The organism is Kocuria sp. KH4, assembly GCF_053711175.1.
In genome coordinates this window covers 224,652-242,272 of the sequence record NZ_JBSJYX010000001.1, presented here as the reverse complement: position 1 = coordinate 242,272, position 17,621 = coordinate 224,652, and the positions used below count along the sequence as shown (strand labels likewise).

General features: G+C 76.6%; 15 protein-coding genes. 11 read left to right on the top strand and 4 right to left on the bottom strand.

The features are described from left to right. Window positions 1–82 precede the first annotated feature (82 nt). From ACWCOM_RS01175 to ACWCOM_RS01165, 3 genes are read left to right on the top strand one after another with little or no spacing between them, the layout of a single operon-like run. Window positions 83–277 carry a hypothetical protein gene (locus tag ACWCOM_RS01175; RefSeq protein WP_047801917.1) on the top strand — a complete coding sequence of 65 codons (195 nt, stop codon included), beginning with the start codon at window positions 83–85 and terminating at the stop codon, window positions 275–277. Between the two features lie 32 nt (window positions 278–309). Further along, window positions 310–795, top strand: coding sequence for a RidA family protein (locus tag ACWCOM_RS01170; protein ID WP_454546898.1), 486 nt, complete (start codon window positions 310–312; stop codon window positions 793–795). Further along, complete coding sequence (locus ACWCOM_RS01165) at window positions 779–1,705, top strand: NUDIX hydrolase (protein WP_454546897.1); 927 nt, start codon at window positions 779–781, stop codon at window positions 1,703–1,705. The genes ACWCOM_RS01170 and ACWCOM_RS01165 overlap by 17 nt, the downstream gene beginning before the upstream one ends. Window positions 1,706–1,798: 93 nt before the next feature. Here the strand turns inward: ACWCOM_RS01165 and ACWCOM_RS01160 are convergent, their stop codons facing one another. Continuing rightward, complete coding sequence (locus tag ACWCOM_RS01160; RefSeq protein ID WP_454546896.1) at window positions 1,799–2,476, bottom strand: Crp/Fnr family transcriptional regulator; 678 nt, start codon at window positions 2,474–2,476, stop codon at window positions 1,799–1,801. Window positions 2,477–2,733: 257 nt separating this feature from the next. On the opposite strand from ACWCOM_RS01160, the gene ACWCOM_RS01155 reads away from it, so the two are divergent. Continuing rightward, window positions 2,734–3,906, top strand: a complete 1,173-nt coding sequence (locus tag ACWCOM_RS01155) for a MarP family serine protease (protein WP_454546895.1) — start codon at window positions 2,734–2,736, stop codon at window positions 3,904–3,906. Between the two features lie 4 nt (window positions 3,907–3,910). On the opposite strand, the gene aroQ is transcribed toward ACWCOM_RS01155, so the two are convergent. Both aroQ and acs read right to left on the bottom strand, forming a co-directional pair. Further along, the gene (gene aroQ, locus ACWCOM_RS01150; RefSeq protein WP_454546894.1) at window positions 3,911–4,360 is read right to left on the bottom strand and encodes a type II 3-dehydroquinate dehydratase; all 450 of its coding nucleotides are present in this window, start codon (window positions 4,358–4,360) and stop codon (window positions 3,911–3,913) included. 109 nt (window positions 4,361–4,469) lie between these two features. Further along, entirely contained in the window at window positions 4,470–6,419 is a 1,950-nt protein-coding gene (acs, locus tag ACWCOM_RS01145) for an acetate--CoA ligase (RefSeq protein ID WP_454546893.1), read from the bottom strand. A gap of 175 nt (window positions 6,420–6,594) precedes the next feature. Here acs and nth point away from each other — a divergent pair, with 175 nt between their 5' ends. From nth to ACWCOM_RS01130, 3 genes are all read left to right on the top strand, one after another. Next, window positions 6,595–7,470 (top strand): endonuclease III, encoded by an 876-nt coding sequence (gene nth, locus ACWCOM_RS01140; protein WP_454546892.1) that lies wholly within the window; start codon window positions 6,595–6,597, stop codon window positions 7,468–7,470. Between the two features lie 29 nt (window positions 7,471–7,499). Beyond that, window positions 7,500–8,246: an NUDIX hydrolase gene (locus ACWCOM_RS01135; RefSeq protein WP_454547083.1), complete on the top strand. Its 747-nt coding sequence runs from the start codon at window positions 7,500–7,502 to the stop codon at window positions 8,244–8,246. A gap of 111 nt (window positions 8,247–8,357) precedes the next feature. Continuing rightward, the gene (locus ACWCOM_RS01130) at window positions 8,358–12,068 is read left to right on the top strand and encodes an nSTAND1 domain-containing NTPase (protein WP_454546891.1); all 3,711 of its coding nucleotides are present in this window, start codon (window positions 8,358–8,360) and stop codon (window positions 12,066–12,068) included. 55 nt (window positions 12,069–12,123) lie between these two features. Here ACWCOM_RS01130 and ACWCOM_RS01125 read toward each other — a convergent pair whose 3' ends face one another. Further along, window positions 12,124–13,866: a bifunctional 3'-5' exonuclease/DNA polymerase gene (locus ACWCOM_RS01125; RefSeq protein ID WP_454546890.1), complete on the bottom strand. Its 1,743-nt coding sequence runs from the start codon at window positions 13,864–13,866 to the stop codon at window positions 12,124–12,126. Window positions 13,867–14,009: 143 nt separating this feature from the next. Here ACWCOM_RS01125 and ssd point away from each other — a divergent pair, with 143 nt between their 5' ends. Genes ssd through ACWCOM_RS01105 form a run of 4 tightly spaced genes read left to right on the top strand, consistent with a single transcriptional unit; the run spans window position 14,010 to window position 17,597 of the window. Continuing rightward, a complete protein-coding gene (gene ssd / locus ACWCOM_RS01120) occupies window positions 14,010–15,101 on the top strand; it encodes a septum site-determining protein Ssd (RefSeq protein WP_454546889.1) in 1,092 nt (363 codons plus the stop codon). Continuing rightward, on the top strand, window positions 15,098–16,285 hold the full coding sequence (locus ACWCOM_RS01115) for a TadA family conjugal transfer-associated ATPase (protein WP_454546888.1): 1,188 nt from the start codon (window positions 15,098–15,100) through the stop codon (window positions 16,283–16,285). The genes ssd and ACWCOM_RS01115 overlap by 4 nt, the downstream gene beginning before the upstream one ends. Continuing rightward, window positions 16,282–17,034: a type II secretion system F family protein gene (locus ACWCOM_RS01110; RefSeq protein WP_454546887.1), complete on the top strand. Its 753-nt coding sequence runs from the start codon at window positions 16,282–16,284 to the stop codon at window positions 17,032–17,034. Before ACWCOM_RS01115 ends, ACWCOM_RS01110 begins: the two co-directional genes overlap by 4 nt. Beyond that, window positions 17,031–17,597: a type II secretion system F family protein gene (locus tag ACWCOM_RS01105; protein WP_454546886.1), complete on the top strand. Its 567-nt coding sequence runs from the start codon at window positions 17,031–17,033 to the stop codon at window positions 17,595–17,597. The genes ACWCOM_RS01110 and ACWCOM_RS01105 overlap by 4 nt, the downstream gene beginning before the upstream one ends. The last annotated feature ends 24 nt before the right edge of the window (window positions 17,598–17,621 follow it).

Genomic DNA, 17,621 nt, shown 5'->3' with positions numbered 1-17,621 from the left:
CTACAAGTGCGAACCCGGCCGGAACCGGTGGACGGGCCGTCACCGCGGAGCACATCCCGCCGTTCGTGGCTACGCTGGGCCCATGACTACCTGGGAATACGCCACCGTGCCGCTCATGATCCACGCCACCAAGCAGATCCTCGACAACTGGGGGGACGACGGGTGGGAGCTCGTCACCGTGCTGCCCGGCTCCACGCCGGCCGACGTCCCGGCGGGCAACATGACCGCCCCGGTGCAGACCAACCCCATCGCCTACTTCAAGCGCCCCAAGGGCTGACGGCCCGGCACCAGAGATCCGCGGAGGAATCCATGAGCACAACGTCCCTCGTCGACGCCCGCCTCGCCGAGCTCGGCCTCGAGCTGCCGGCGGTCGCGGCCCCCGTGGCCGCCTACGTGCCGGCCGTGGTCACCGGTTCCTGGGTGCACACCTCGGGCCAGCTGCCCTTCGTGGGCGGCGAGCTGCCCGCCACCGGCAAGGTCTCCTCGTCGGGGGCCCCCGGCACCGTGTCCCCGGAGGCGGCGCACGAGCTCGCGGCCCGGGCCGCGCTCAACGCCGTCGCCGCGGTCAAGGACGCGGTGGGGGACCTGGACCGGGTGGTGCGCATCGTCAAGGTCGTGGGCTTCGTCGCCTCCGCCCCGGACTTCACCGGTCAGCCCGCGGTGATCAACGGCGCCTCCGAGCTCCTGGGCCGGATCTTCGGCGAGGCCGGGGTGCACGCCCGCTCCGCGGTGGGAGTCGCGGTCCTGCCGCTCGACTCGCCGGTCGAGGTGGAGCTCGTTGCAGAGTTCCGCTGAGCCGCCGGGCGGCGCCCTCCGGAAGGGCCGGGCGCCGCAGGTGCGGTACTTCGAGGTCCCCGAGCGCCAGCGCGGGGCCGCCGAGGCCTGGCTGGAGCGCGGCGCCGGCATTCCCGGCAGCACCCCCACCCCCGCCGCGGCGGTCGTGTTCGTCCGCGACGGGGAGCACGGGGTGGAGACGTATCTCACCCACCGCCCGGGCAACTCCTCGCTCGGCACCGTGGGCTTCCCCGGCGGTCCCGTGGAGACCCACGACGACGAGCCCCTGGACTGGGCCGGCCCCGCGCCCACGGAGTGGGCGCGCCGGCTGGGCATGGACGGGGACGTCGGCCGCGCCCGGCGCGCCGTGGTCGCCGCGGCGCGCCACGCGTTCGAGGAGGCCGGCGTGCTGCTGGCCGGCGCGGACCCGATGAGCACGGTGGAGTCCGCGGAGGGCGCCGAGTGGATGAGCTCCCGCGAGGCGCTGGCGGTCGGGGACGTGTCCCTGGCCCAGCTGCTCGGCCGCCGCCGGCTCGTGCTGCGCACGGACCTGCTGCGGCCCCTGGCGCACTGGGTCACCTCCGACTTCGCCCACCGCCGCTACGACATCCACTACTTCACCGCGGTGGTCCCCGACGGGCAGGTCCCCGCCCCGCTGCAGTCCAAGGGCGTCTGGGGGCGGTGGGTGGAGGCCGCCGAGGTCGTCGCCGACCCGGGGGGCAGCCGGCTCGGGGACCTGGTGGGCCAGGAGGACACCGTGGGCCGCTCGGTCGGGGACCTGTCCTCGCCCGGGGTGCAGTGCGTCCTGGAGTCGATCGCCGAGTGCTCCTCGGCCATCGCCTTCCTCGCCCGCAAGCGGGCCGTCGTGACCCGCAACCCGGTGCTCGAGGTGCGGGACGGCCGCCCGGTGCTGCGCCTCGACTGGTCCTGAGCGGCCGCCGGCCCGGCAGTCGGCGCGACCACCCGCAACGGGCACGGCCCGGTCACCCGCTCGGGTGACTGGGCCGTGCCCGTTGCGGGTCGGTCAGCGGCTGCGCTGCTTGAGCCGCTGCAGGTCCAGGATCACCACGGCGCGGGCCTCCAGCCGGATCCAGCCGCGCTGGACGAACTCGGCGAGGGCCTTGTTGACGGTCTCCCGGGAGGCGCCCACCAGCTGGGCCAGCTCCTCCTGGGTCAGCTCGTGCGCCACGAGGATGCCGTCCGTGGCGGGGCGGCCGAAGCGGTCGGCCAGGTCCAGGAGCGCCTTGGCCACGCGGCCGGGCACGTCCGAGAAGACCAGGTCGGCGAGGCTCTCGTTGGTGCGCCGCAGCCGGCGGGCCAGGGCCTGGAGCAGCTGCGCGGACACGTCCGGGGAGCGCTCGATGACCTTCTTGAGGTTGTCGTGCTTGAGCCCGGCCAGGCGCGTCTCGGACACGGCCGTGGCGGACGTGGAGCGCGGGCTCGGGTCGAACAGCGCCATCTCGCCGAACAGCTCGCCCGGGCCCATGATGGCCACGAGGCTCTCGCGGCCGTCCGCGGCGGTGCGCCCGAGCTTGATCTTGCCCGAGACGATGAAGTACAGCTGGTCGCCCGGATCGCCCTCGTGGAAGAGCGTGGAGCCGCGCGAGAGGTCGACCTCGGTGAGCTCCTCGGTCAGGGCGGCGAACGCCTGGTCGTCCAGGGACGCGAACAGGGGAGCGCGGCGGAGGACGTCGATATCCATGGTTCTCCTCAGAGTAACGCCGCCGTCGGGCCGTGGCCCGCGGCGGCCGATGTCAGCGGGAGCCGCCCCCACCTGCGTGTGAGCGACCTAACGTACCTGACGTTCACTGTAGTGTCTCCGGCGCGCGATTCCCAAGGACGGGCGTGGCGGGCCGGGGCCGGAGCCGAGCCTGACCCTACGAATCTCACAGGCGGGGTCCCTATGCTGGTGGCTCGCTCCCGGGCCCCGGCCCCCGCCAGACCATCCGGAGGAATCCGATGTCCCCGTCCTTCAACCTGCTCGACGTCCTGCTGGTCGTGGTGCTGCTGGGCTATCTCTTCCACGGGTTCAGCCGCGGGTTCTTCAACTCCCTGTTCTCACTGACCGGTCTCGTGCTGGGCGGCGTGGCGGCGTTCACCGCCGCGCCGTGGGTCAGCGCGCAGGTCGACGCCCAGTACCGGGTGGGTGCCGTGCTGGCCACGGTGCTCGTGCTGCTGATCGCGGGGCAGGTGCTCGGCGGGATGCTCGGGCGCGCCCTGTCCGCGGTCACGGAGCGGATGCGCCTGGGGCTGCTGAACCGGATCGCCGGTGCGGCCCTCGACGTCACCGTGGCCGCGCTGGTGCTCTCGCTGCTCGCCTCGCTCGTGGGCCAGCTCGGCATCCCCCCGGTGTCCCGGCAGGTCGCCTCCTCCGCCGTGCTGCGCACCATCGACGAGCGCACCCCCGCCCCGGTCCGCGAGGTGGTGACCGAGGCCCGGGACGCCGTGGGCGGGGCCACCGGGATCCGGCAGCTGGACGCCCTGCTGTTCCCCGCCGCGGAGGCCCCCGCCGCGGGGACGGCCACCCCGGCGCAGGAGCAGGCGGGCGGGTCCGTGCTGAAGGTGTACGGCACCGCGGACGAGTGCCGGCAGAACCAGACCGGCTCCGGGTTCGCGACGGCCCCCGGCCAGGTGGTGACCAACGCCCACGTCGTCGCCGGGGTCGCCGAGCCCGTCGTGCAGACCCGCGACGGGCAGGTCCACCCCGCCTCGGTCGTGCACTACGACCCGGACGCGGACCTCGCCGTGCTCTCCGCCCCGAGCCTGCAGGTGCCGGGCCTGGCCCTCGGGCAGGACCCCGCACCGGGGGAGCTCGTCGCGTTCATGGGCTACCCCCTGGGCGGGCCCTTCACCGTCGGGGGCGCCACCGTGCAGGGCGCCGCCCTGGCCCCGGTGCCCGGCGACGGTGCGGGCTCCGCGACCATGGAGATCATCCAGCTGGCCGGTGAGGTGCAGCAGGGCAACTCGGGCGGGCCCCTGGTCGCCCAGGACGGGACGGTGGTCGGGGTGGTCTTCGCCAAGGCCCTCGAAGGACAGGTCGGCTACGCCCTCACCCTCACCGAGCTGCGCGGCGCCCTGGACCGGGCCGCGGGCCGCACCGAGGCCCTCGTGCCGGGCACGTGCGCGGCCTGAGGGGCTAGGCGTCCAGGGTGCGCAGCAGGTGTTCCACGGCCAGTTCGTAGCCGAGGGCGCCCGCGCCGGCGATCACCGCGTCCGCCTGCAGGGACACGTAGGAGGTGTGCCGGAACGGCTCGCGCCGGTGCACGTTGGACAGGTGCACCTCCACCACCGGCAGCTCGGCGGCCTCCAGCGCGTCGTGGATCGCGATCGAGGTGTGGGTGTACGCCGCGGGGTTGATGACGATCGCCGCGCCTCCGGCCCGGGCCTCGTGGATCTGGTCCACCAGGACGCCCTCGTGGTTGGTCTGGCGGAACTCCACCTCCCACCCCCCGGCCGCGGCCCGGGCGCGCACGGCCTCCTCGACGTCCGCGAGCGTCGTGGTGCCGTACACCTCCGGGCGCCGGGTGCCGAGCAGGTTGAGGTTCGGGCCGTTGAGGACGTAGATCGGTCTGCGCGTGGTGGTCATGCCCCGCATCCTCTCACCCCCGGCCCACCGGTCCCCGGACGTGGCGGCGCCCCCTCGCGCGGCAGGGGCGAGGGGGCGCCGCGGTCCGGTGCGGGACCGCTGTGCGGGACTACCGGGCCAGCGAGTCCACGATCTGCTGCATCACCGTCTGGTCCGCGAGCGTCGAGACGTCGCCGACCTCCCGGTCCTCCGCGACGTCCTTGAGCAGCCGGCGCATGATCTTCCCGGAGCGGGTCTTCGGCAGCTCGGGCACGATCAGGACCTTCTTCGGCTTGGCGATCGGGGAGATCTCCTTGCCCACGTGGGCGCGCATCTCCTCGGCGAGCTCCGCCTTGTCCCGGCCCTCGGCGTCGGCCTGGTCGGAGAGGATCACGAAGGCGATCACGGCCTGCCCGGTGGTCTCGTCCGTGGCGCCCACCACCGCGGCCTCGGCCACGGAGGGGTGGGAGACGAGCGCGGACTCGATCTCGGGGGTGGAGAGGCGGTGCCCGGAGACGTTCATGACGTCGTCCACCCGGCCGAGGATCCACACGTCCCCGTCCTCGTCGCGCTTGGCGCCGTCACCGGCGAAGTACATGTCCCCGAACCGGGACCAGTAGGTGTCCACGTAGCGGTCGTCGTCGCCCCAGATGGTGCGCAGCATCGACGGCCACGGCTCGCGCAGCACGAGGAACCCGGAGGTCCCGTTGGGCACCGGCTGCCCGTTGTCGTCCACGACGTCCACCTTGATGCCGGGCATCGGCACCTGCGCCGAGCCCGGCTTGGCCACGGTCACGCCCGGCAGCTGGGAGATCATGATGGCGCCGGTCTCGGTCTGCCACCAGGTGTCCACGATCGGGCAGCGCCCGCCGCCGATGACCCGGTGGAACCAGGTCCACGCCTCCGGGTTGATGGCCTCGCCCACGGTGCCGAGCACGCGCAGCGACGAGAGGTCGTACTCGCCCGGGATCTCCTCGCCCCACTTCATCATGGTGCGGATCGCCGTGGGGGAGGTGTACATGATGGTCACCCCGTACTTCTGCACGATCTCCCAGAACCGGCCGCGGTGCGGGGAGTCCGGGGTGCCCTCGTAGATGACCTGGGTGGCGCCGTTGACCAGGGGCGCGTAGGCGACGTAGGAGTGGCCGGTGACCCACCCGACGTCGGCGGTGCACCAGTAGACGTCCGTCTCCGGCTTGAGGTCGAAGACGTTCTTGTGCGTGAACGCACCCTGGGTGAGGTAGCCGCCCGTGGTGTGCATGATGCCCTTGGGCTTGCCGGTGGTGCCGGAGGTGTAGAGCACGAACAGGGGGTCCTCGGCGCCCTGCTCGGCCGGGGTGTGCTCGGTCGAGGCCGACCCGACGGCGTCGTGCCACCACACGTCCCGGCCCTCGGTCATCCCGACCTCGGCCTCGTTGCGGCGCACCACGAGGACGTGCTCCACGGAGGACGCGCCCCCGGAGAGGGCCTCGTCGACGGCCGGCTTGAGCATGGACGGCTTGCCGCGGCGGAAGGAGCCGTCCGCGGTGACCACCAGCTTCGCCTGCCCGTCCTCGACGCGGGAGCGCAGGGCGTCCGCGGAGAAGCCGCCGAAGACCACGGAGTGGATCGCGCCGATGCGGGCGCAGGCCAGCATCGCGATGACGGCCTCGGCGATCATCGGCAGGTACAGCGCCACGCGGTCGCCCTTGACCACGCCCAGGCCCTCCATCGCGTTGGCGGCCCTCGACACCTCGTCCTTGAGCTGCGCGTAGGTGTAGCTGCGGCTGTCGCCCGGCTCGCCTTCGAAGTGGATGGCCACGCGGTCGCCGTGGCCGGCCTCCACGTGCCGGTCCACGGCGTTGTAGCAGGCGTTGAGGGTGCCGTCCTGGAACCACTTGGCGAACGGGGGGTTGGACCAGTCGAGGACCTCGGTGAAGTCCGTGCTCCAGGTCAGCAGCTCGCGGGCCTGCCGGGCCCAGAAGTCGACGCCCTCGGCCTGGGCCTGCTCGTAGAGCTCGGCGCCGGCGTTGGCCTGGGCGGTGAACTCCGGGCTCGGGGCAAAGGTCTGGGTCTGGGCGGGCGTGCTGTCCGAAGCCATGTGGTCTTCCCTTCTCGTGGCGCACCACGCACGGACCCCCGCTGCCGGCGGAGGCCCGTGTCGCGGATCACATCGTCTCAGTGTCACCCTAGACGATCGCCCCACCCGGTTCCACAGACGCCCCGCGGCGCGGGGTCACGGCACCGGGGGCCCGGGACCGGCCTAGAATCGGGGGATGGTCCCACCCGCCGTGCCCCGCCCGCCCGCCCACCTGCGCGTCGTGGATCCCGCGAGGGCTCGGGCCGGCGCGGCGCGGCGCCGCCGCACCGGGGCGCCGGAGTCCCCGCTGGCGCTCAAGCGCCGGGCCCGGCGGATCAACGCGGTCCTCGCCGAGGCCTACCCCTACGCGGTCGCCGAGCTGGACTTCCGCTCGCCCTACGAGCTGCTCGTGGCCACGGTGCTCTCCGCCCAGACCACGGACGTGCGCGTGAACGCCACCACCCCGCGGCTGTTCGCCGCCTGCCCGACCCCGCGGGCGCTCGCCGAGGCGGAGGAGGCCGAGGTCCAGGAGATCGTGCGTCCCCTGGGCTTCTACCGGGCCAAGACCCGCGCGATCCAGGCCCTGGCGCAGAAGATCGTCGACGACCACGACGGCGAGGTGCCCGGCCGGCTGGAGGACCTCGTCACCCTGCCCGGGGTGGGCCGCAAGACCGCCAACGTGGTCCTGGGCAACGCCTTCGGGCTGCCCGGGATCACCGTGGACACCCACTTCGGCCGGCTGGCCCGCCGCTTCGGCTGGACGGCGGAGGAGGACCCGGTCCGGGTCGAGCGCGACGTCGCGGCGCTGTTCGAGCCGCGCGACTGGACGGACCTGTCGCAGCGGCTGGTCTACCACGGGCGCCGGATCTGCCACTCCCGCCGCCCGGCGTGCGGGGCGTGCCCCGTCGCGGACCTGTGCCCGTCCTACGGCGAGGGCCCCACGGACACCGCCGAGGCCGCGTCCCTGCTCAAATACGAGTTCGCCCCCGGCCGCGAGGAGCTGCTGGAGCAGTTCCTCGCCGGCCGCACCCGCGCCGAGCTGCAGGCCGACGGCTGGCCGCTGAGCCCGTGAGCGCCGCCGAGGACGGCGGGGGAGCGCCGATGAGCCACGCCTACCAGGACCTGCTGCGGGTGGCCCGCAGCGGCCCCGGCCTGCAGATGGAGGACCGCGAGCCCTGGCGGATCGGGCGCATCGACGAGAACTACCGCCGCTCCGCGGTGCTCATCCTCTTCGGCGCGCTCGACGACCTCCCCTCCCGCCGCGCCGCGCCCGCGGACGGGGTGGGGCGCGACCTCGACGTCCTGCTCGTCCAGCGCGCCGCGACCCTGCGCTCCCACCCCGGGCAGGTGGCCTTCCCCGGCGGCCGCCTCGACCCCGAGGACGGGGACCCGCACGAGCTGGTCTCCGTGCCCGGCGGCCGGGTGAGCGGCGCCCACGTGCGCGCCGCCCTGCGCGAGGCCGAGGAGGAGACGGGGCTCGACCCCCGCGGCGTGGAGGTGCTCGGCGCCCTCGCCCCCGTGCCGCTGCCGGTCTCCAACCACCTCGTCACCCCGGTGCTGGGCTGGTGGCAGGACGTCTCGCCCGTGGACGTCGTCGACCACGCCGAGTCCTCCCTGGTCTTCCGCGTCCCGGTCCTGGACCTGATCGACCCGGCCAACCGGCACTACGCGGCCGTGACGCGCGGCCGGCAGACCTACCGCTCGCCGGCGTTCGCGGTGCCCGTGGCCGGCACCGGCTCCCGGGTGACCGTCTGGGGGTTCACCGGCGTGCTCCTGGACCGGGTGCTCACCGCCCTCGGCTGGGCCGTGCCCTGGGACACCGGCCGGGTCCTGCCCGCACCGCTGTAGCAGGCCCGGGGGGACACCGCACGCCTCCGGGCGCAACATTGCCGGCGCGGCGGCAAGCCGACTTACGATGCCAGGGTCCCCCGTGCCCGACGTCCCCCGAGGAGGCTCCCGGTGGCCTCGCCCCGACCCGGCGCCGACCGGCCGCGGCTCGCCGAGCAGCTCAGTGCCGCACGCCGCCGCCGCGGCCTGTCGGTGCGCGCGCTCGCCGCGGCCTGCCGCCTCCCCGCCAGCACCATCCAGGGCTGGCTCAGCGGGGCCCACCTGCCCGGTCCGGCCCTGCGCGCGGAGTTCACGGCCCTCCTGGACGCGCTCGGGCTGACCGAGGAGCGTCCGGCGGAGCAGTGGTGGGAGGACGTCAACCGCTCCCGCACGCCCGTCCAGCCCGCCACCACCCCGTACGTGGGCCTGCGCTCCTACCGGGCCCAGGACGAGGCGCACTTCTTCGGGCGGACCGCGGAGGTCGCCGAGCTGGGGGAGCGGGTGACCCGGCTGGCCGGTGCCGACGGGCCCCGCATCCTCGCCGTCGTGGCCGCCTCGGGCGCGGGCAAGTCCTCGCTCCTGGGGGCCGGCCTGCTCGGCCGGCTGCGCGCCGAGGGCCAGCCGCTGCACGGGTGGAGCGCCCGGGCCCTCACCCCGGGCCTGGACCCCGAGCGGCGGCTCGACGACGCGGTCGGAGCGGCCCCGGACCTGCTCGTCGTCGACCAGCTGGAGGAGCTGTGGACGGGTTCCCAGGACCCCGAGCAGCCCGGCCGGTTCCTGGACCGGCTCGCCGCCGCCAGCCGGGACCGGGTGGTCGTGGTGGGGCTGCGCGCGGACTTCTTCGGGCGGGCCGGCAGCCACGCCGAGCTGCGCGCCGCCCTGGAGCGCCCCGTGCTGCTCGGCGCGCTGACCCGCGAGCAGCTGCAGCAGATCGTCGTCGGCCCCGCGGAGGCGGTCGGCGCCCGCGTCTCCCCGGACCTGGTCGAGGTGATCCTGCGCGACGTCGCCCCCCGCGGCGCGGAGATCGGGGTGGGGCTGCTGCCCCTGCTCTCCCAGGCCCTGCTCGGCACGTGGGAGCACGCCCGCACCCGCGAGCTCACCGTGGCCGACTACCACGCCGCGGGCGGCATCACGGAGGCGGTGGACCGGCGGGCCGAGGAGGTCTACGCGGGGCTGGAGCCCGGGGAGCGGGACCTCGCCCGGGCCGTCTTCCTGCGCCTGGTGCGCGTGGTGGGCACCGGCTCCGCCGCCACCGTCGTGCGCACTCCGATGCCGCGCGAGGAGCTGCCCGAGGGCGGTCCCGCCGTGGTGGAGCACTTCGCCCGCGCCCGGCTGCTGACCGTGGACCGGGACGAGGTCCAGCTCGGCCACGAGTCCCTGCTCGACCACTGGTCCCGGCTCAGCCGCTGGATCGAGGACGCCCGGCGCGACCTCTACGTCCGGCAGCAGCTGCAGCGCGCCACCCAGATGTGGCTGGCCAACGACCGCGACCCCCTCGCGCTGATCCCGCTGGGCCAGCTGGCCTCCTTCCGGGACTGGACCGGGAACCCGCAGCAGCAGGCGCTGCTCAGCCCGGCCGAGCGCGAGTACCTGGCGGAGAGCGAACGGCACTACGACGACGCCCTCGCGCGGCAGCGGCGTACGGCCCGGGAGATCGAGCGGCGCGGCCGCGTGGCGCTCGTCCTGCTGGCCATGGCGGTCTGCGCCGCCGTGGTCGCCGGCGCGCTCGGCATTCGGGCGGAGCGCTTCCAGTCCGACGCGGAGGCGGCCCGTGACCAGGCCCTGTCCCGCCAGACGGCCCTGGAGGCCTCCCGCATCCGCGGGGAGTCGCCGAACCTGGCCGCGCAGCTCAGCCTCGCCGCGTACCGGGTGTCGCCCACCCGGGAGGGCGTCTCCGCCCTCATCGACGCCACGGCGGTGAGCTCCCCGGAGCGCTGGCTCGGCCCGGACGGCGCGTCCCGGCTCGCGGCGCTGGACGACGGCTCGGTGGTGGCGCGCGCGGCCCGGGACGGCCGGCTGTCCGTGTGGCGGGACTTCCGGAGCCTGGTCGAGGACCGGGAGGACGTCGCGGTCCTCGACGGCGGCGACCGGGGCCTGGTCGACGTCGACCTCGTCGAGCGGGACGGCAGGGTGCTCGCGGCGGTCGCCGGCACCGGCCACGTCAGCCTGTGGGACGTCACGGACCGGCCCGTGCGGCGGATCGCCGACCTGGGGGCGGACACCGGCACCTCGTTCAACGCGGTCGTGTTCTCCCCCAGCGGGGACCGGCTGCTGGCCGGCGGGCGCGGCGAGGTGCTGCGCTGGTCGCTCGAGGACCCCGGATCCCCGCGGGCGCTGCCGCGGCTGCCCCTGGGCGAGGACGCCGACGTCCTCGCCGTCGCGGCGGCCGCCGACGGCACCGTCTACGTGGGCGGGGGCTCCGCGGGCATCGTCCGCTACGCCACCGGGGACGGGGGCGCCGAGCGCCTCGAGCCGGTGCCCACCGGCCGGACCGTCCGCTCCCTGGCCCTCGACGCCGACGGCGCCCGCCTGGCCGTGGGGCTGAGCGCCCGCGAGCTGCGGCTCTACGACGTCCGGGGCGGCCGGCTCGCCGCGGCCGGGACCGTCCGCGACTTCGGCAGCTGGATCAGCGACGTCAGCTTCTCCCCGGACGGGGAGCAGATCGTGGCCGCGAGCTACGACCAGAACGCCTACGTGCACCGGCTGCCCGACCTCGCGCGCGTCGAGGTGTTCCCCACTGCCGCCCGGGTGACCGGGGCGCTGCGGGTGGGCGAGCGGCTGATTACCGCCTCGCAGGACGGCGCCACCCGCTCGTGGGACCTGGAGGGGCCGGTCATCCACCGGCGCGGGGAGCCGGTGTACCAGCTCTCCACCGACCGCTCGGCCACGGTGCTCAGCGCCGTGGGCACCGGCGAGGGCGTCGTCTCCCTGTTCGACCTCACCGGGGAGGTGCCCGTGCCGCTGCCGTCGCCGGAGGCCCCGCCCGGGGAGACCCTCTGGTACGCGGGCGCCGTGGCGCCCGACGCCTCGTTCGTGGCCGGCGGCACCGAGGACGGGGACGTCCTGCTGTGGCCCCTCCGGGAGGGGCGCCCGCAGGAGCCGGCGCGGGCCGCGGCCCTGGACGTGGGGGTCACCGGCGCCGACGTGACGGCGGACGGGTCCACGGTCGCGGCGTGGTCCGAGATCGGCACCGAGATCGCCCTGCTGCGCCACGACGCCGGCGGAGCGGTCCGGCGCGTGGCCACGCTCCCGGTGGCGGAGACCGAGGCCGCGCGGTTCAACGCCTCGGGCACGGTCTTCGCGGCGGCGGACGGCTCCGGCGGCGTGCAGCTGTGGGACGTCTCCGACCCCGCCGCGCCCCGCCGGACCGCGGAGCTCACCCTGGACTCGGTCGTGACCTCGGCGGTGTTCTCCCCGGTGGCCGACGTCCTGGCTGTGGGGACCGAGGGCGGGCGGGTGCGCCTGTGGGACGTCGCGGACCCCTCCGAGCCCCACCCCCTGGGCGAGACCTCCGACGCCCTGTCCGCGGTCAAGGGGCTGCAGTTCTCCCCGGACGGCGACCTGCTGGCGGGCGCCTCCGGGGACAAGTTCGTGTGGATGTGGAAGGTCGGCGCCGCGGACCTCAGCGTCTACGCGGCCCTGTCCGCCTCCGGGGACCGGATGAACGACGTGCGCTTCGTGGGCGACCAGCTGGTCGCCACCGGCGACGACGGCGTGGTGCGCGGCTGGCTGGTGCGGGCCGAGGACGCGGTCGCCGCGGTCTGCGAGGGCCGCGGGGACCGGATCACCGAGGACGAGTGGCGCCGGCACGTGACGGGAGCCCCGTACCGGGACCTGTGCTGACCCCGGCGCCCGGCGCCGCGCCCGGGCCCGCCGCGGCGCGGCCGGTCTGTTCCGCTCACTTGGCGTCCGCGTAGGACTCCACCACGGCCACGCTGACGGGGAACTCCACCGGGATCCGCCCGAACACCATCCGCCCCGCCCGCTCGGCGCATCCCCGGACCAGCTCGGCCGCGCGCTCGGCGTCCTCTCGGGCGCAGTGCAGGACGATCTCGTCGTGCAGGAAGAAGACGAGCTCGGCGTCGAGCCCCTCCTGCACGAGGGCGGAGCGGATGGCGCCCATCCAGCACATCGCCCACTCCGCGGCGGTGCCCTGCACCACGAAGTTGCGGGTGAACCGGCCCTGGCCGCGGGCCATCGCCGCGGCGCGCCGCTCGGCCTCGGCGGTCGCGGTGTCGCGCTGGGCCGCGTCCCAGTCCGGGCCCGGCCGGGGCGACCAGCGGCCCAGGTGCGTGCACACCTGCCCCCCGGTCTCCCCGACGCGGGCCGCCCGCTCCACGTAGTCCACGGCCCGCGGGAACATCCGGGCCAGGTGCGGCATGAGCCTCCCGGACTGCCCGGTGGTGGCCCCGTACATGGCCCCCAGCATGGCGACCTTCGCCTGCGGGCGCTCGGTGAGCTCCGACCCGCGCTCCTCGCCGAGGTCCGCGATGGCCTGGTACAGGTCCCGGCCGTGGGAGGCCGCGGCCAGGGCGTCGTCGTGGGCCAGGGCCGCCAGGACGCGCGGCTCCAGCTGGGCGGCGTCGGCGACGACGAGCACCCGTCCCGGATCCGCCCGCACGGCGTCGCGCACCACGTGCGGGATCTGCAGGGCGCCGCCGCCGCGGGCCGACCACCGTCCGGTGACCACACCGCCCACCACGTACTCGGGCCGGAACCGGCCCTCCCGCACCCAGGTGTCCAGCCAGTGCCACCCGTTGGCGCTGAGCAGCCGGGCCTGCTTCTTGTGCTCCAGGACCGGCTCGATCAGCGCCTGGCGCCGCGCGGCGAGGTCGGGCACGGCCCGGGCCCACTCGACCAGCTCCCACTGCCGGGTGCTGGTCACGTCGATGCCCGCCGCGCGCATGGCCTTGAGCAGCTCCTGCGGCGAGTCCGGGTTCAGCCCGGGCGCGTGCAGCACCTCCCGCAGCCGCCGGACGGTCCGCTCCATCCGCTCGGGCCGCTCCCCGGGCGCCGGCTCGGGCCCGAGCGCCTCCTCCAGCAGGGCGCGGTGGACGTCCTCGCGCCACGGCACCCCGGCGTGCTGCATCTCCGCGGCGATCAGCGCCCCCTGGGACTCCGCCGCCAGCAGGAGGGTCAGCCGGCGCGGGTCCGCCGCGCCGGCCACGGCGGCGAGCTGGGCCAGCAGCTCGCCCACGAGCTCGTCCACCCCCGGCCCGGCGGCGCGCGGCAGCTCGAACAGGCTCGACTGGTCCTGCGCCGGGCGAGGGGGCGGGAGCAGGCCAGGCGCCTCGTCTCCCGGCAGGGCCGGCAGGACGGGGGCGTAGGGGAGGGGGCCCTGCGCCCCGGAGCCGTGCGCGGTCGCGGCCGTGGCGAGGACCGCCTGGCACAGCCGCAGGTCGTGGCAGCGTTCGACGCGCGCCCCCGCGGCCAGCAGCTCGGGATAGACCGCCCCGGTGCGCTCCCACGTCCAGCGCGGGGCGGTGTCCCCGGCCCGGCGGGCGGCCTCCTCGCGCGCGGCGACGAACGCGGCCAGCTCCCCGGCGGGCACGTCCTCGGCGGCCCCGGCCGCCCCGCCGGTCACCACCACGGCACGGTGCCCGGCCCGGCCCTCCTCCGCTGCTCCCACCACGATGTGCATCCGGCCATTGTCCTGCACGGGTCCGTCACCGTAGGCCGGTGCCCGGACTGCACACGCCCCCGCGCCGCCGCGCTCCCCGCACTCCGTCCACACCGCCGGCCCGGCCCGGCCGGCGCCCGCTCGCCCGGCCCGAGAGTGGGCCCATGAGCACCGCCGCCCACCGCCCCGCCCCGGCCCGGAGCCCAGGCGCCCCCGCCGCCCGGCCCCGCACGGTCCGCCTCGTCAGCGACGACCCCGCCCTGCGCGCCACGGTCGGGTGCGTCTGCGCCGCGGCCGGGGCCGAGCTGCTGGCCGAGCCCGCCGACCCCACCTCCCCCGCGCGGGTGCCGCTCGCCGACACCGACCTGGTGGACGTGCACCACGCGGTGCGGGGCCGGGTCCGGCCGGGCACCGTGCTGGTGGGCCGGCCCGAGGACACCGGGCTGTGGGACCGGGCCGCCGAGCTCGGCGGCTGCCCCGTCGCGGTGCTGCCGGACGCCGCCGGCTGGCTCGCCGACCTGCTCTCCGCGAGGAGCACGGGCGGGCCCGGCCCGGGCGGGACGGGGCACGTCGTGGGCGTCCTGGGCGCGGTGGGCGGGGCGGGCGCCTCCACGCTGGCGTGCTGGATCGCGGACCGGGCCGCCCACGAGGAGCGCACGGCCGTGCTCGTGGACGCGGACCGCGAGGGGTGCGGCATCGACGTCCTGCTGGGACTGGAGGACCGGGACGGGCTGCGCTGGCCGGACCTGCAGCGCATCGCCGGGACCGTGCACGCGGAGCAGCTGTGGCCGGCCCTCGCCCGCACCGGCCGGCTGCGGTGGCTCTCCTGGGACCGCTCCCGTCCGGACGGCACGCCCGCGCCCTACGCGCCCGTGCTGGAAGCCCTGCGCCGGGCCGCCGAGCTCGTCGTCGTGGACCTGGGCCGGGCCGGCCCGGCGGCGGCGGACACGGCCGTGCTGTGCGACGAGGTCCTCGTGCCGGCGCCCCGCACGGTGCGGGGCATGCTGGCCGCCCGGTGGGCCGCGGACCTGCTCGCCGGCGTCCCGGCCCGCCTGGTGCCGGCCGGGCTCAACGTGGCCGACGTGGACGACGCCCTGGCCGCCGCCACGACCGGCCTGCCGGTCGCCGGGTCCGTGCGCTTCTGCGGCGGGGTGCCCGAGGCCGCCGAGACGGGCCGCCTCCTCGAGGCCGGCCGCTCCCGCCGGCTCGGGCGGGACGTGGCCGGACTGCTCGCGGCCGTGGGAGCGCCCCGGTGAGCGCCTCCCCGCCCGAGCTGCCGGACGCCCTGCTGGAGGACGTGCGGGACCGGCTGCTGTCCGCCCCGGGCCCGGTCACCGACGCCGACATCGCCGAGGCCGTGCGCGCCGGCGGCCGGGTGCTCGGCGCGGCCGGCACCCTGCGCGCGGTGCAGGTGGTGCGCGCCGAGCTCACCGGGCTGGGCCCCCTGGAGCCCTTGCTGCCGCACCGGGGACTCACCGACGTCTACGTCAACGGCCCCGACCAGGTGTGGCTGGAGACCGAGGCCGGGGTGCGGCGGGTCGCCTCCCCGTTCCGCTCCGACGCCGAGGTGCGGGCCCTGGCCGTGCGGCTGGTGACCGCCGCCGGGCGCCGGCTCGACGCCGCCCACCCGTGCGCCGACGTCCAGACCGCCGCCGGGTACCGGGTGCACGCCGTCCTGCCGCCCGTCTCCACCGGAGGGACCCTGCTCTCCGTGCGCTTCCGGACGCACCGGAGCCTGTCCCTGCAGGACCTCGTGGGCGTCGGCACGCTCCACCCGGACACGGCCGAGCTGCTCGCCGGGGCGGTGCAGTCCGGCGCGAACTTCCTGGTCAGCGGGGCCACGGGCGCCGGGAAGACCACCGTGCTCAACGCCCTGCTGTCCCGGTCGCCGCAGCACGAGCGGATCGTGCTGATCGAGGACGCCGCGGAGCTGCGCCCCGAGCATCCCCACGTGGTCGGGCTCCAGGCCCGGCACGCCAACGCCGAGGGCGCCGGGGGCATCGACCTGGCCGAGCTCGTCCGCCAGGCGCTGCGCATGCGGCCGGACCGGCTCGTCGTGGGGGAGTGCCGCGGGGCCGAGGTGCGCGAGCTGCTCACCGCGCTCAACACGGGGCACACGGGAGCGGGCACGGTCCACGCGAACTCCGCGGAGGCGCTGCCCGCCCGGCTCGCGGCCCTGGGGGCGCTCGCCGGGATGAGCCGGGAGGCGGTCACGCTGCAGGCGGTGAGCGCCCTGGACCTGGTCGTCCACGTCGCCCGCGCGGGCGGGCGCCGCGAGGTCCGCGCGGTCTCCCTGCTGGAGGAGCGCGCCGGATCCCTCACCACGGTGCCCGCCGCGGTCCAGGCCGACGGGCGGCTGCGCCGCGGACCGGGCTGGGCCGGGCTGTGCGCCCTGCTGGACCGCGGCCTCGCCCCGGCCCCCGCACGGAGCACCCCGTGAGCGCGCTGCTCGTCCTCGCCCTGTGCCTGGCGGGCTGCTCCGCGGCCCTGCTGGGCGGACCGCTCCACCGGGTCCGGGCGGCCGCGCGGCGGGACCCCGGCGGGACGCGGGCGCCGGCGTGGCGCTCCCGTCTCTCCCGGGACGCCGCCGCGGAGGCCGCGGAGTGGGTGGCGCTGCTGCGCCGGCTGGCGGCGCTGCTGCAGGCGGGGCGGTCGCCGGCGGCGGCCTTCGAGGGCGCCTCCGGCGGGGCCGGCCACCGGCCCCGCACCCCCACCGCCCGCCACGTGGAGCAGCTGTGCGCCGCCGTGGCGGCCGCCGCCCGCCTGGGCCTGAGCCCCGGGGACGCCCTCGCCGCCGTTCCCGCCCCGGCACTCGGCCACCGTCCCCTGGAACGGTGGGCGGTCTCGGCCACGGTCGAGCTGACCCTGTGCTGGGAGGTCTGCGAGCGCACCGGCGCACCGCTGGCCGAGCTGCTCGGCGGACTCGCGGACGCCCTCGAGGCCGAGCTGGACGCCGAGGCGGCCCGGAGCACGGCCCTGGCGGGCCCCCGCTCGACCGTCCGGATCCTGTCCTGGCTGCCCGTGCTCGGGATCGCCCTGGGCGTGCTCATGGGCGTCGACCCGCTGCGCACCCTGTTCACCACACCGTGGGGCGTGGCCGCCCTCGTCGCCGGCGCGGTCCTCACCGTCCTGGGCCGGGCGTGGACGCGGGCGCTGATCGGGCGGGCCGAGGCCGTGGGTGCGCGATGACGGCCCTGACCGCCGCCGCCGCGGGCCTGCTCCTGCTCGCGGCCCTGACCGTGGTGCTCCTGCCGCACCGGGCGCGTCCGACGGCGTCCTCCGGCCCGCTGCCGGTCCGCCACCGAGCTCCTGCGGGGCACGTCTCCGCCGGGGTCCTCGTGGAGCTGACCGCGGCCATGCTGGACGCCGGCCTGCCCCTCGGGGAGGCCGTCGCCGTGCTGGGCGGCAGCCGTGGGCAGGCGGCCGGCGGCGCCCTGGCCGGGGTGGGCGCCGGACTGCGGCTGGGCCTGCCGTGGGCGACCGCCTGGGCCGCGGCCGGCGAGCTGCCGGCGCACCTGGAGGACTACCGGGAGGCCCTCGCGTTCACGGCGACCTCCGGGGCGCCCTCGGCGCGGAGCCTGCGGTCCCAGGCCTCCCAGGTGCGCCGGGCCGCCTACCGGCGGGCCGAGCGCGCCGCGGAGGTGCTGTCCGTGCAGCTCGTGCTGCCGCTGGGGCTGTGCTCCCTGCCGGCCTTCGTCTGCTGGGGCGTCCTGCCGGTCGTGATGGGCCTCGTCCCGGAGGTGCTCCGATGACCCGCCGCGCCCGGAGCCGCGCGC